This window comes from bacterium (genome assembly GCA_040755795.1).
In the GTDB taxonomy this organism is placed as follows: domain Bacteria; phylum UBA9089; class CG2-30-40-21; order CG2-30-40-21; family SBAY01; genus JBFLXS01.
Genome location: JBFLXS010000002.1, coordinates 36234 through 53056, shown reverse-complemented (window position 1 = coordinate 53056; position 16823 = coordinate 36234). Strand labels below are relative to the sequence as shown.

Sequence of the window (16823 nt, the reverse complement as noted above, 5' to 3'; positions counted from 1 at the left end):
CTAAATCTGATGCTGTTATTGTTGTAGAACCATAGTTTTGCGTGTCAATCGTAAATGTAGTAGTAAAGCTCCCTTCGGCATAAGTAGAAGTTAATTGAATTGTTCGAGTTACTCCAAAATCTATCCTTATCGTATCTGATGCCCTGAATCCATTTCCTCTCACGGTTATTACTGTTCCCACTGTTCCAGAATCTGGTGTAACCAGAACAATATTCGATGACACAGTTAATGTTCCTTCGGCTAATATTCCGTCTCCATAGGCAATAATGGTTGTTATACCCGCCTGTTGTGTATCTATGGTAAATGTGGTGGTGAAACTTCCCTCTGCGTAGGTAGAGGTTATCTGTATTGTTGGCGTAGTCCCAAATTCTACCCTGATTCTCTCGGATGCCCGATAACCATTTCCTCTTAATGTTACTATCGTTCCTACTGTCCCTGAATCTGGTGTAATCAGAATAATATTAGGTAATATGGTTAATGTCCCTTCTGCTAATATCCAGTTTCCATGAGCAATAATAGTTGTTATGCCATAAGGTTGTGTATCAATAGTAAATGTAGTGGTAAAGCTGCCTTCGGCATAGGTAGAAGTTAGTTGTATTGTAGGTGTAGTCCCAAATTCTACCCTGATTACCGACGATGCCTCATATCCATTCCCTCTCACAGTTATTATCGTTCCTACTGTCCCTGAACTCGGTGTAATCAAAATGGTATTAGGTAATATGGTTAATGTGCCTGCGGATAATATCCCGTTTCCATGAGCAATAATAGTTGTTATGCCATAAGGTTGTGTATCTATAGTAAATGTGGTGGTGAAACTACCTTCTGCATAAGTAGAGGTTAGTTGTATAGTTGGCGTAGTCCCAAATTCTACCCTGATTGTCTCGGATGCCCAATATCCATTTCCTCTTAAGGTTATTATCGTTCCTACGGTTCCTGAAGTTGGTGTAACAAGAATGATATTGGGTTGAATACTAATAGTCCCTTGAGCCGAAATGCCTTGTGCATCTCCATGAGCAACAATCGTTGTTATGCCATATTGTTGAGTATCTATAGTAAATGTGGTAGTGAAGCTACCATATATTTCTGTAGAAACTAATTGAATTGTTGGAGTGATACCAAATGCTATTCTTACCGTATCCGATGCGGCATAGCCATTTCCTCTCACGGTTATTATCGTTCCCACTGTCCCTGAACTCGGTGTAATCAGAATGATATTAGGTAAGATGGTAAATGTTCCTGATGCATCCTTACTTCCATGGGTAGTAATAGTGGTGATACCATAAGGTTGAGTATCAATTGTCCAGGTAGTGGTAAAGCTGCCTTCGGCATAAGTAGAGGTAATTTGAATAGTAGATGTAGTTCCAAAGTCTATGCTTAAAGTCTTGGAGGCTCCAAATCCATTACCTTGCAATGTTATTATTGTGCCCACAGTTCCAGACTTAGGTGTAATGTTAATTATATTTGGAATAATGAAGAAGTAGCCTTCTGCCGAACTCATATTGGTAGCAATAATCGTTGTTGTTCCATATCTCTGGGTATCTATCGTAAAGGTAGTCGTGAATGACCCTATTTCATCCGTAGAAGTAGTCGTTATAGTTGGATGTGTTCCAAAACTAATGGTTATTGTCTCTGACGCCCCATAACCATTACCGGCTACGGTTATTATCGTTCCCACAGTTCCAATTGAAGGCGTAACGGTGATGATATTAGGTATAATAAACAGGTCATCAACAGCATAACTTGAATCTAATCCTCTGGCAATAATAGTTGTAACACCATATTTCTGGGTATCAATAGTAAAGGTTGTAGTAAATGAACCAATGTTATCACTTGAAGTGGTAGTGATAGTAGAATAATTACCAAAGTCAATTTGAACTGTTTCATTCGCCTTGTATCCATTTCCTTTCAAAGTAATTATTGTCCCCACACTACCTCTATCAGGTGTAACTACAATAATATTAGGTATAATAAATACTTGTGTTATTTCTTCTTCACCAGAAGTTAAACCTTTAATTACCACAGTCGTATTTCCATAAGGTTGAGTATCAATGGTGAAGATAGCGGTATAAGTTCCTACGGCATTTGAAGTCGCTGTTCCGATAGTCGTAGTTGTTCCAAAACTAATCCGTATTGTCTCGGTAGCTCCATAACCATCTCCTTGCACGGTAATAGTTGTCCCAACAGTTCCAATGAGAGGTGTAGTATAGGTAATTCTTCCAATAATATCAAATATTCTATCTTCAAAAGCTGAAGTTAACACATCCTGGACCATAACAGTAGTTGAACCTGAAGGTTGAGTATCAACAGTAAAGGTAGTAACAAATCTTCCACTCGTATCAGCAGTTAGGACGACAATACTTCTCGTTGTGCCAAAATCTATTCTTATTTCATTTCCTACACCAAAACCACTTCCTCTAATATCAACTATAGTTCCAATAGTCCCAAAGGTAGGTGATATAAATGAGATACCAGGTATAACCGTAAATGTATCTATACCTTCCGCACCCGTTGTAAGACCTGTAGCCGTTACTGTTTGATTAGCAGATACATCAGGAACAGTAAAGATAGCGGTAAATTGCCCATTTCGTTGAGAAGTAACATAAGTTAATGTCGGTTTGTCGCTAAAATCAATCCGGACAGATTCTGAGGCACCAAATCCATCACCATAAACTGTAATTTCAAGTCCAATAGCACCTTTAGGTGGCACTATCTCAACAATCCTACTCTTCATAGAGAAGAAATTGCTTGCCTGATGTGCATTATGCTGTCCTCCTGCTATTATAGTAGTAGTTGCATAAGGTTGAGCATCAGCAGTAAATGTAATTGTCCAACTACCCTCTATATCTGAAACAACCGTAGTAATCGTATTGGTTATACCAAAGTGGATATAAACTACCTCTGTCCCACAATAACCCGTGCCTCTTATAGTAATACTGGTACCTACTGTTCCGGAAGTTGGAGTTACAGACCATAATTCTGGTATTATCTTAAAGTCATTTATCGCCTCGCCTGAATTCAAACCTACCGCAGTAATTGTTGTTGAACCATATGGTTGTGTATTAACAGTAAATGTTGTGGTCCAGCTCCCTTCGATTGCCGATGAGGTCGTGGTAATCGTCTTTGTTGTCCCAAAGTGGATGTAAATTAACTCATTCGCCGCATAGCCTGTGCCTCGGATTGTAACGATTGTCCCTACTGTCCCTTCGGCTAACACCACTGACCATAATTCTGGCAGTATCTTGAAGTCATTTATGGCACTACCTGAACTCAGACCTACCGCAGTGATTGTCGTCGAACCATAAGGTTGCGTATCGATGGTAAATGTCGTCGTGAAACTACCTTCGATTGCCGCTGAGGTCGTCGTGATTGTCTTTGTTGTGCCAAAGTGGATATAGACTAACTCATTCGCCGCATACCCTGTACCTCGTATCGTTACAATTGTCCCTACTGTCCCTTGGGCTAATACTACTGACCATAACTCTGGCAGTATCTTGAAGTCATTTATGGCACTACCTGAATTCAATCCAACCGCTGTTATCGTTGTCGAACCATAAGGTTGCGTATCGATGGTAAATGTCGTCGTGAAGCTACCTTCGATTGCGGCTGAGGTCGTCGTGATTGTCTTTGTTGTGCCAAAGTGAATATAAACTAACTCATTCGCCGCATAGCCTGTGCCTCGTATCGTTATGATTGTCCCTACTGTCCCTTCGGCTAACACCACTGACCATAACTCTGGCAGTATCTTGAAGTAATTAATCCCTTCTCCCTGACAGGTTAATCCTGTTGCCTTGATTGTAGTTGTATCATAAGGTTGTGTATTTATGGTAAATGTAACTGTCCAGCTACCTGTTTCATCTGCCTGCGTCGTAGTAATACTTGATGTTGTGCCAAAGTCTATTCTTACTTCTTCATTGGCTTTATAACCTGTGCCTTTAATCGTAATTATTGTTCCTACTGTGCCCTCTGTTGGTGTTACTGAATATAACTCAACAGTTATCTTGAAGTAATTTATCGCACTGCCGGAATTTAATCCTACAGCGGTTATTGTCGTTGAGCCAAATCCCTGTGTATCAACAGTGAATGTCGTCGTCCAGCTACCTTCGATTGAGGCTGAGGTCGTGGTAATTGTCTTTGTTGTGCCAAAGTGAATGTAAATTAACTCATTCGCCGCATAGCCTGTGCCTCGTATCGTTACGATTGTCCCTACTGTCCCTTCTTTTGGTGTTACAGACCATAATTCCGGTAATATCTTGAAGTCATTTATGGCACTACCTGAATTCAATCCAACCGCTGTTATCGTTGTCGAACCATACGGTTGCGTATCAATGGTAAATGTCGTCGTGAAACTACCTTCGATTGAGGCTGAGGTCGTGGTAATTGTCTTTGTTGTGCCAAAGTGGATATAAACTAACTCATTCGCCGCATAACCGGTGCCTCGTATCGTTACGATTGTCCCTACTGTCCCTTCGGCAAGCACCCCTGACCATAATTCGGGCAGTATCTTGAAGTCATTTATTGCAGAACTTGAACTCAAGCCTACCGCAGTGATTGTCGTCGAACCATAAGGTTGTGTATCGACGGTAAATGTCGTCGTGAAACTACCTTCGATTGCGGCTGAGGTCGTTGTGATTGTCTTTGTTGTCCCAAAGTGAATATAAACTAATTCATTCGCCGCATAGCCTGTGCCTCGTATCGTAACAATTGTTCCTACTGTCCCTTCGGCTAACTCCACTGACCATATTTCTGGCAGTATCTTAAAGTCATTGCTTGCCTGACCTGAACTCAACCCTACCGCTGTTATGGTTGTAGAGCCATAAGGTTGTGTATCTATGGTAAAGGTGGTTGTCCAGCTACCCTGTCCATCTACAGATGTTGTCGTTATCGTATTTGTTGTGCCAAAGTGGATATAAATTAACTCATTCGCCGCATAACCTGTGCCTCGTATCGTTACGATTGTCCCCACTGTTCCTTCCGCAAGCACCACAGACCATAATTCCGGTAATATCTTGAAGTCATTTATGGCACTACCTGAACTCAGACCTACCGCAGTGATTGTCGTCGAACCATAAGGTTGTGTATCAATGGTAAATGTCGTTGTGAAACTACCTTCGATTGCGGCTGAGGTCGTCGTGATTGTCTTTGTTGTGCCAAAGTGAATATAAACTAACTCATTCGCCGCATAGCCGGTGCCTCGGATTGTAACGATTGTCCCAACTGTTCCTTCCGCAAGCACCACTGACCATAATTCTGGCAGTATCTTGAAGTTATTTATCGCACTACCCGAATTCAAGCCAACTGCTGTTATCGTTGTCGAACCATACGGTTGTGTATCAATGGTAAATGTCGTTGTGAAACTACCTTCGATTGCGGCTGAGGTCGTCGTGATTGTCTTTGTTGTCCCAAAGTGAATGTAAACTAACTCATTTGCCGCATAGCCGGTGCCTCGTATTGTAACTACCGTTCCTACTGTCCCTTCGGCTAATACCACTGACCATAACTCTGGCAGTATCTTGAAGTAATTAATCCCTTCTCCACCACTTGTTAATCCTGTTGCCTTGATTGTAGTTGTATCATAAGGTTGTGTATTTATGGTAAATGTCACCGTCCAGCTACCTGTTCCATCTGCCTGTGTTGTGGTAATACTTGATGTTGTGCCAAAGTCTATCCTTACTTCTTCATTGGCTTTATAACCTGTGCCTTTAATCGTAATTATTGTCCCTACTGTGCCCTCTGTTGGTGTTACTGAATATAACTCAACAGTTATCTTGAAGTAATTTATCGCACTGCCGGAATTTAATCCTACGGCGGTTATTGTCGTCGAGCCAAATCCTTGTGTATCAACAGTGAATGTCGTCGTGAAACTACCTTCGATTGCGGCTGATGTCGTCGTAATTGTCTTTGTCGTGCCAAAGTGAATGTAAATTAACTCATTCGCCGCATAGCCTGTGCCTCGTATCGTTACGATTGTCCCTACTGTCCCTTCTTTTGGTGTTACAGACCATAATTCCGGTAATATCTTGAAGTCATTTATGGCACTATCTGAATTCAATCCAACTACTGTTATCGTTGTCGAACCATACGGTTGTGTATCAATAGTAAATGTTGTCGTGAAACTACCTTCGATTGCGGCTGAGGTTGTGGTGATTGTCTTTGTTGTGCCAAAGTGAATGTAAATTAACTCATTCGCCGCATAGCCTGTGCCTCGTATCGTTACGATTGTCCCTACTGTCCCTTCTGCAAGCACCACTGACCATAACTCTGGCAGTATCTTGAAGTCATTTATGGCACTACCTGAATTCAACCCGACCGCTGTTATCGTCGTCGAACCATACGGTTGCGTATCAATAGTGAATGTCGTTGTGAAACTACCTTCGATTGCGGCTGAGGTCGTGGTGATTGTAATTGTTGTCCCAAAGTGGATGTAAACTAACTCATTCGCCGCATAACCGGTGCCTCGGATTGTTACGATTGTCCCAACTGTCCCTTCGGCTAACACCACTGACCATAATTCTGGCAGTATCTTGAAGTTATTTATCGCACTACTTGAACTCAGACCTACCGCAGTGATTGTTGTTGAACCATAAGGTTGTGTATCAATAGTAAATGTTGTTGTGAAACTACCTTCAATTGCCACTGAGGTTGTTGTAATTGTCTTTGTTGTCCCAAAGTGAATGTAAACTAATTCATTCGCCGCATAGCCTGTGCCTCGGATTGTTACGATTGTCCCAACTGTCCCTTCACCTAACACCACTGACCATAATTCTGGCAGTATCTTGAAGTTATTTATGGCACTACCTGAACTCAGACCTACCGCAGTGATTGTCGTCGAACCATAAGGTTGTGTATCAATGGTAAATGTCGTTGTGAAACTACCTTCGATTGCCACTGAGGTTGTTGTAATTGTCTTTGTTGTCCCAAAGTGAATGTAAACTAATTCATTCGCCGCATAGCCTGTGCCTCGGATTGTAACGATTGTCCCTACTGTCCCTTCGGCTAATACCACTGACCATAATTCTGGTAGTATCTTGAAGTCATTTATCGCCTCACCTGAATTTAAACCTACCGCAGTAATTGTTGTCGAACCATAAGATTGGGTATCAATAGTGAATGTTGTTGTGAAACTACCTTCGATTGAGGCTGAAGTCGTCGTGATTGTCTTTGTCGTCCCAAAGTGGATATAGACTAACTCATTCGCCGCATAACCTGTGCCTCGTATCGTTACGATTGTTCCTACTGTCCCTTCGGCAAGCATCACTGACCATAATTCTGGCAGTATCTTGAAGTCATTTATCGCCTCACCTGAATTCAAGCCAACCGCTGTTATCGTTGTCGAACCATACGGTTGTGTATCAATGGTAAATGTTGTCGTGAAACTACCTTCGATTGCGGCTGAGGTTGTCGTGATTGTCTTTGTTGTGCCAAAGTGAATGTAAACTAACTCATTCGCCGCATAGCCGGTGCCTCGGATTGTAACGATTGTCCCTACTGTCCCTTCGGCTAACTCCACTGACCATAATTCTGGCACTATCTTGAAGTTATTTATGGCACTACCTGAACTCAGACCTACCGCAGTGATTGTCGTCGAACCATAAGGTTGTGTATCAATAGTAAATGTCATCGTGAAACTACCTTCGATTGCGGCTGAGGTTGTCGTGATTGTCTTTGTTGTGCCAAAGTGAATGTAAACTAACTCATTCGCCGCATAGCCGGTGCCTCGGATTGTGACGATTGTCCCAACTGTCCCTTCGGCAAGCACTACTGACCATAATTCTGGCAGTATCTTGAAGTTATTTATCGCACTACCTGAATTCAAGCCAACCGCTGTTATCGTCGTCGAACCATACGGTTGTGTATCAATAGTAAATGTCGTTGTGAAACTACCTTCGATTGCGGCTGAGGTCGTCGTGATTGTCTTCGTTGTGCCAAAGTGGATGTAAACTAACTCATTCGCCGCATACCCTGTGCCTCGAATCGTTACGATTGTTCCAACTGTCCCTTCGGCTAATACCACTGACCATAACTCTGGTAGTATCTTGAAGTCATTAATCCCTTCTCCACCACTTGTTAATCCTGTTGCCTTGATTGTAGTTCTATCATAAGGTTGTGTATCGATGGTAAAGGTAACTGTCCAGCTACCTGTTCCATCTGCCTGTGTTGTGGTAATACTTGATGTTGTGCCAAAGTCTATCCTTACTTCTTCATTGGCTTTATAACCTGTGCCTTTAATCGTAATTATTGTTCCTACTGTGCCCTCTGTTGGTGTTACTGAATATAACTCAACAGTTATCTTGAAGTAATTTATCGCACTGCCGGAATTCAATCCTACAGCGGTTATTGTCGTCGAGCCAAATCCTTGTGTATCAACAGTGAATGTCGTCGTGAAACTACCTTCGATTGCGGCTGAGGTCGTTGTGATTGTCTTTGTTGTGCCAAAGTGAATGTAAATTAACTCATTGGCACTATATCCTGTCCCTCGAATCGTTACTATCTTACCAACTGTCCCTTCGGCTGGATTGACATACCATAATTCTGGCAGTATCTTGAAGTCATTTATGGCACTACCTGAATTCAAGCCTACTGCTGTTATCGTTGTCGAACCAGACGGTTGTGTATCAATAGTAAATGTCGTTGTGAAACTACCTTCGATTGCGGCTGAGGTCGTCGTGATTGTATTTGTTGTGCCAAAGTGAATGTAAATTAACTCGTTCGCCGCATAGCCGGTGCCTCGGATTGTAACGATTGTCCCTACTGTCCCTTCCGCAAGCACCACTGACCATAATTCTGGCAGTATCTTGAAGTCGTTTATCGCCTCACCTGAACTCAAGCCTACCGCAGTGATTGTCGTCGAACCATACGGTTGTGTATCAATGGTAAATGTTGTTGTGAAACTACCTTCGATTGCGGCTGAGGTCGTTGTAATCGTCTTTGTTGTCCCAAAGTGAATATAAACTAACTCATTCGCCGCATAGCCGGTGCCTCGGATTATCACGATTGTTCTTACTGTCCCTTCGGCTAACTCCACTGACCATAATTCTGGCAGTATCTTAAAGTAATTTATCACACTACCTGAATTCAATCCAACTGCTGTTATCGTCGTCGAACCATAAGGTTGTGTATCAATGGTAAATGTCGTCGTGAAACTACCTTCGATTGCGGCTGAGGTTGTCGTGATTGTCTTTGTTGTGCCAAAGTGAATGTAAACTAACTCATTCGCCGCATACCCTGTGCCTCGGATTGTTACGATTGTCCCAACTGTCCCTTCCGCAAGCACCACTGACCATAACTCTGGCAGTATCTTGAAGTTATTTATCGCACTACCTGAATTCAATCCAACTGCTGTTATCGTCGTCGAACCATACGGTTGCGTATCAATAGTAAATGTTGTAGTCCAACTACCTTCGATTGCGGCTGAGGTCGTCGTGATTGTCTTTGTTGTGCCAAAGTGAATGTAAACTAACTCATTTGCCGCATAGCCGGTGCCTCGTATTGTTACGATTGTCCCAACTGTCCCTTCCGCAAGCACCACTGACCATAACTCTGGCAGTATCTTGAAGTTATTTATCGCACTACCTGAATTCAATCCAACTGCTGTTATCGTCGTCGAACCATACGGTTGTGTATCAATGGTAAATGTCGTCGTGAAACTACCTTCAATTGTGGCTGAGGTTGTTGTGATTGTCTTTGTTGTCCCAAAGTGAATATAAATTAACTCATTTGCAGTATAACCGGTGCCTCGTATCGTGACAATTGTCCCAACTGTCCCTTCGGCAAGCACTACTGACCATAACTCTGGCAGTATCTTGAAGTAATTAATCCCTTCTCCACCACTTGTTAATCCTGTTGCCTTGATTGTAGTTCTATCATAAGGCTGTGTATCGATAGTAAAGGTAACTGTCCAGCTACCTGTTCCATCGGCTTGTGTTGTAGTTATTGTTGATTTAACTCCAAAGTCTATCCTTATCCCTTCATTGGCTTTATACCCTGTGCCTTTAATCGTAATTATTGTTCCTACTGTTCCCTCTGTTGGTGTTACTGAATATAACTCAACAGTTATCTTGAAGTAATTGATGGCACTGTTAGAATTCAATCCTACGGCGGTTATTGTCGTCGAGCCAAACCCTTGTGTATCAACGGTAAATGTCGTCGTGAAACTACCTTCGATTGCGGCTGAGGTCGTCGTAATTGTCTTTGTCGTGCCAAAGTGAATGTAAATTAACTCATTCCCCGCATAGCCTGTGCCTCGGATTGTGACGACTGTCCCAACTGTCCCTTCGGCAAGCACTACTGACCATAACTCTGGTAATATCTTAAAGTCATTTATGGCACTACCTGAATTCAATCCGACTGCTGTTATCGTTGTCGAACCATAAGGTTGTGTATTAATAGTAAATGTTGTTGTGAAACTACCTTCGATTGCCGCTGAGGTCGTCGTGATTGTCTTTGTCGTCCCAAAGTGGATATAAACTAACTCATTCGCCGCATAACCGGTGCCTCGGATTGTGACGATTGTCCCTACTGTCCCTTCACCTAACTCCACTGACCATAATTCTAGCACTATCTTGAAGTCGTTTATCGCCTCACCTGAACTCAAGCCTACCGCAGTGATTGTCGTCGAACCATAAGGTTGTGTATCAATGGTAAATGTCGTCGTGAAACTACCTTCGATTGCGGCTGAGGTCGTCGTAATTGTCTTTGTCGTCCCAAAGTGGATATAAACTAACTCATTCGCCGCATAGCCGGTGCCTCGTATCGTTACTAGTGTCCCAACTGTCCCTTCGGCTAACACCACTGACCATAACTCTGGCAGTATCTTGAAGTCATTTATGGCACTACCTGAACTCAGACCTACCGCAGTGATTGTCGTCGAACCATAAGGTTGTGTATCAATGGTAAATGTCGTCGTGAAACTACCTTCGATTGCGGCTGAGGTCATCGTAATTGTCTTCGTTGTCCCAAAGTGGATATAAACTAACTCATTCGCCGCATAACCTGTGCCTCGGATTGTCACAATTGTCCCTATTGTCCCTTCGGCTAACACCACTGACCATAACTCTGGCAATATCTTGAAATCATTTATCGCCTCGCCTGAATTCAAGCCAACCGCTGTTATCGTCGTCGAACCATACGGTTGCGTATCAATAGTAAATGTTGTAGTCCAACTACCTTCGATTGCGACTGAGGTCGTCGTAATTGTCTTTGTTGTGCCAAAGTGGATATAAACTAATTCATTCGCCGCATACCCTGTGCCTCGTATCGTCACAATTGTCCCTACTGTCCCTTCGGCTAATACTACTGACCATAACTCTGGCAATATCTTGAAGTCATTTATGGCACTACCTGAACTCAGACCTACCGCAGTGATTGTCGTCGAACCATACGGTTGTGTATCAATGGTAAATGTCGTTGTGAAACTACCTTCGCTTGCGGCTGAGGTCGTTGTAATCGTCTTTGTTGTGCCAAAGTGAATATAAACTAATTCATTCGCCGCATACCCGGTGCCTCGTATCGTGACAATTGTCCCAACTGTCCCTTCGGCAAGCACCACTGACCATAATTCTGGCAGTATCTTGAAGTAATTAATCCCTTCTCCACCACTTGTTAATCCTGTTGCCTTGATTGTAGTTCTATCATAAGGCTGTGTATCGATGGTAAAGGTAACTGTCCAGCTACCTGTTCCATCGGCTTGTGTTGTAGTTATTGTTGATTTAACTCCAAAGTCTATCCTTATTCCTTCATTGGCTTTATACCCTGTGCCTTTAATCGTAATTATTGTCCCTACTGTGCCCTCTGTTGGTGTTACTGAATATAACTCAACAGTTATCTTGAAGTAATTTATCGCACTGCCGGAATTCAATCCTACGGCGGTTATTGTCGTCGAGCCAAATCCTTGTGTATCAACAGTGAATGTCGTCGTAAAACTACCTTCGATTGCGGCTGAGGTCGTCGTAATTGTCTTTGTCGTGCCAAAGTGAATGTAAATTAACTCATTCGCCGCATAGCCGGTGCCTCGGATTGTGACGATTGTCCCAACTGTCCCTTCGGCAAGCACTACTGACCATAACTCTGGTAATATCTTGAAGTCATTTATGGCACTACCTGAATTCAAGCCTAGTGCTGTTATCGTTGTCGAACCATACGGTTGTGTATCAATAGTAAATGTTGTAGTCCAACTACCTTCGATTGCGGCTGAGGTCGTCGTGATTGTATTTGTTGTGCCAAAGTGAATGTAAATTAACTCATTCGCCGCATAGCCGGTGCCTCGGATTGTGACGATTGTCCCTACTGTCTCTTCACCTAACTCCACTGACCATAATTCTGGCACTATCTTGAAGTCGTTTATCGCCTCACCTGAACTCAAGCCTACCGCAGTGATTGTCGTCGAACCATAAGGTTGTGTATCAATGGTAAATGTCGTCGTGAAACTACCTTCAATTGCGGCTGAGGTCATTGTGATTGTATTTGTTGTCCCAAAGTGGATGTAAACTAACTCATTCGCCGCATAACCTGTGCCTCGGATTGTAACGATTGTCCCTACTGTCCCTTCCGCAAGCACCACTGACCATAATTCTGGTAGTATCTTGAAAGAGCTATTGGCAGAAGTCCCACAATTTAATCCTGTCGCTATAATTGTTGTAGAACCATAAGGTTGTGTATTTATTGTAAAGGTAGTTGTCCATGACCCTATCAAATCTGTCAAAGTAATAGTTATAGTCTTTGTAATGCCAAATTGTATTACCACTTCTTCTGATGCGGCATAACCATTACCACAAATAGTAATTATTGTTCCTACCGTGCCTTTTGAAGGAGAGGTAACAAAGATATTAGGTAGAATAGTGAAATAATCGACAGCAGTTAATGGCGTAGTTGAACCTATCACCTTAACCGTAGTCGTGCCATAAGGTTGAGTATCAACAGTAAAGGTAGCTGAGAATGTCCCCCATTCACTACTTGTAGTTATAGTAATGGTATGAGTAGTGCCAAATTCAACAAATAATTGTTCATTCTCACCAAAACCATCACCTTCTACTACTACTATTGCTCCAACTGTGCCCTTAGCAGGTGAAGCTGACGGAATTATATTTGTAATATTAGGTATAATACGGAAGTAATTAATAGCCTTTGCGGCAGAATCTATTCCCTTTCCAACAATAGTCTTTGTTCCATAAGGTTGGATTTCAACCGTAAAGGCGATAGTGAATGTGCCAAAATTAGAGGTATTGGCTATAGATACGGTTGCTCTCTTACCCAAATCTATAACAACATTCTCCGAACCACTATATCCAGAACCTGATATCCTCAGTATTGTTCCCACACTACCTTCTGTTGGAGTAACATAGTAAATTTCTGGAATAATCTTGAAGTAATTAACCACTTCTGTATCAGAAACCTTACCACGAGCGGCTATGGTAGTCGTTCCAAAGACCTGAGTATCTATGGTAAATGTAGTGGTAAAGCTCCCTTCTATATCTGAAATTGTAGTAGTAATAGTTTGTGTTATTCCAAAGTTAATGTATATTTCTTCGGTGCCTATAAACCCGGTACCACGGATAGTAATTATTGTTCCCACTGTCCCTATTTCTGGACTGACACTAACAACTTGTGGCGTTATCTTAAAGTAATTAATACTTGATACCTGTGTATTTGAACCAGTAGCTTTAATAGTCGTAATCCCATAACCTTGTGTGGTAACAGTAAAGGTAATTGTCCATGTGCCATCTATATTCGAGTTAGCCATAGTTATAGTTTGAGTGGTTCCAAAATCTATTCGGACATCTTCTATTGCTCCATAACCTGACCCTACTAAGGTAATTATCGTTCCTACTGTTCCTTCTGTAGGTGAAACATTAACAATTTGTGGCAAGATAGAGAAGATAGTTGACGCCATCTCAACATCTACTGCCATGACAGTAGTTGAACCATAAGGTTGAGAATCAACTCTAAACTGCGCGGTAAATGAACCATTTTCATTACTTGAGGTAGTAGTAATAGAATAGGTCGTTCCAAAGTGAATTCGGATATAATCATACGCCTTATATCCATCACCAAAAACGGTCACTAAAGTTCCAACCGTTCCATTAGTAGGTGTAATATATTCAATTCGATGTTGGATGGTAAATGTCTTTGTTACTACCTGTCCAGAAGTAATACCTCTAACTATTATGGTAGTCGAACCATAAGGTTGTGTATTGACGGTAAATGTAGTGGTAAATGAACCGGTAGCAGTTGAAGTAGTGGTAACAATAGTTTGGGTCGTACCAAATGTAATCACCACTAATTCAGTCGCTCCATAACCATTACCAGCCAAAGTAACTATAGTCCCTACTGTTCCACTTTGCGGGGTATAGGTAATAATATTGCCTGTAATAGTGAATATTCTGGTATCAGTTTGAGACCCATTATTAACATTAGTCGCTTTGATTGTAGTTATTCCTGCTGGTTGTGTATCTACGGTAAAGGTAATGTTAAATCCACCATCAGGCCCTGAGGTTACCAGGTAAATAGTCCTCGTTGTTCCAAAGTCAATTCTAATTGGTTCAGTAGCTGAATAAGAGGCACCAACCAGTGTAATGAAACTACCTACTGTCCCGGTGGTAGGTTCCATTGAGACGATACCAGGTTTAACCCTGAATACCAGATCATAATCATCTTTAACCCCTGTATTCAAGCCAGTTGCAGTCACAGTGGCCCGCTGACTTACCTGAGGAGTAACAGTAAAGTAAGTCTTAAACTCACCATGTTTATTTGTCGTCGTTGTCACAATTGTCGGTGTTGCTCCAAAATCAATCCAGACTAATTCTGAGATACCATAACCGTTCCCTTCGACTAAAACCAATACACTGGTGGGTCCTTCTATTGGCTCCACATTAATTACCTTTGCCATAATCTTATAAGTTCTTATTTGAACCTCATTACTTGCAACACCAGTAATAACAATTGTCGTTGTGCCATACGGTTGAGTATCAATAGTAAATATCGCGGTAAATGTTCCATCCGGCGTAGAAGATACAGCGGTAATAATTCCATTAGTTCCAAAGACAATATTTATATCTTCCCTATCACCAAAACCATTTCCTTTAATTGTAACTACCGAACCTACTGTCCCACTGTCAGGTGTTACGGTAACGATATTACTAATTATCTTGACAAACTCTGTTTCCTGGCAATTAGTTCTCATCCCAATTACCACAATAGTCGTTGTTCCTACATATTGGGTATTAATCGTAAATGTCGTTGAGAATTTTCCATAAGCATCGGTTGACACGGTAGTAATAGTTTGAGTAGTTCCAAAATTAATCTGGATTAACTCAGTAGCACCATAACCTGTGGCAGAAATCGACACAATTGTTCCCACAGTTCCTACTGTTGGTGTTACTGATGTAATTTGGGCACGAACAAAGAAGAATTCATGATAAGTTGCACCTGAAGTAATACCTGTTATTGTAACCGTGTTTGTTCCAGCAGGTTGAGTATCAATGGTAAAGACAACCGTAAATGTCCCGCGTTCACCAGTCAAATAAGTTGCAACCGTCTTTGTCAAACCAAGACTAATTCGGACATCTTCTTGTTTTCCATAACCATTTGCCTCTACAGTAACTGATGTCCCCACCGTGCCTTGAGTTGGAGTTATACTAATGATTCTATTTAAGATAAAGAAGGTAATCGTCGCTGACCCGGCGATATGATTCTTCGCGACAATTGTTGTTGTCGCATAAACCTGGGTATCAACCGTAAATGTAACCGTAAATGACCCGGCTAAACTTGTTACACTGGTCGTAATACTTATTGCCAAACCAAAATCAACCTGCACCGTATCTGACGAACCATAACCATTACCAAGAATAATAACTTGAGTCCCTATTGTTCCTTGCGTTGGAGTTATCTGAACTATTTGAGGAATAATAAAGAAGTAGTTCTGAGCAAACCTTGAATTATCAGCGATTGAAGTTACGGTAATGGTTGTCGAACCATAAACCTGGGTATCAACCGTGAATGTAGTTGTAAATGACCCTGTCTGGTCAGTAGAAGTAACCGTAACCGTTGCTTTATCACCAAAATCAAGTTTTAAGGATTCATTTGCTCGGTACCCTTCACCATGAACAGTAACTATTGTTCCTACCGTGCCTTTATCTGGTGAAACTACACCGATTTGAGGCTTAATGGTAAAGTAAACAGTAACTGGTGTAAGTGATTTACTACCAGTAGATTTAACAGTAGTCAATCCCGCAGGTTGTGTATTAACAGTAAAGGTAGTAGCAAATGTCCCCATGGAACTTGTCTGAGTAAGAGTAATAGACATGGTTGTGCCAAAATCAATTCTCACCATTTCTGAAGAGGCATAACCATCACCAGCAATGGTAATTATTGTTCCGACAGTTCCTTCTGTTGGTGTCAGTTGAATGATATTAGTGGTAATCGCAAAGTAACCTTTAGCCTCTCCACGGCTACCAAGAGCAATAATAGTTGTTGTGCCAAATTTTTGAGTATCAATAGTAAAGGAAACGCTGAAACTACCATTTTGATTAGTTGTAGCCACCGCTATAGTCGAAGTCAAGCCAAAGGTAATACTTATTCCTTCATTTGGTAAATACCCTGTCCCGATAACCTCAACCACTGTTCCCACAGAACCTCTGTCAGGTGATACTTTAGTTATACCTATGTCAATAAAGAAGATACTTGTATCTGATCCTGCTGTCAATCCACCTGCGGTAATAGTAACACTACCATAACTCTGGGTATCTACGGTAAAGGTAGTGGCAAAAGTACCATCTATAGAAGCAGTGGTTAACGCAATAGTGGAATATAATCCAAAATCAATTTGAACT

Annotated in this window: 1 protein-coding gene (only partly in view); it reads right to left on the bottom strand. The window is 41.8% G+C overall.

The coding region annotated (locus tag AB1414_00115) for a hypothetical protein (protein MEW6605839.1) crosses the window boundary (this coding region is incomplete at both ends): on the bottom strand, window positions 1-16823 show 16823 of its 70478 nt. The annotated region is longer than the window, extending 17422 nt past the left edge and 36233 nt past the right edge.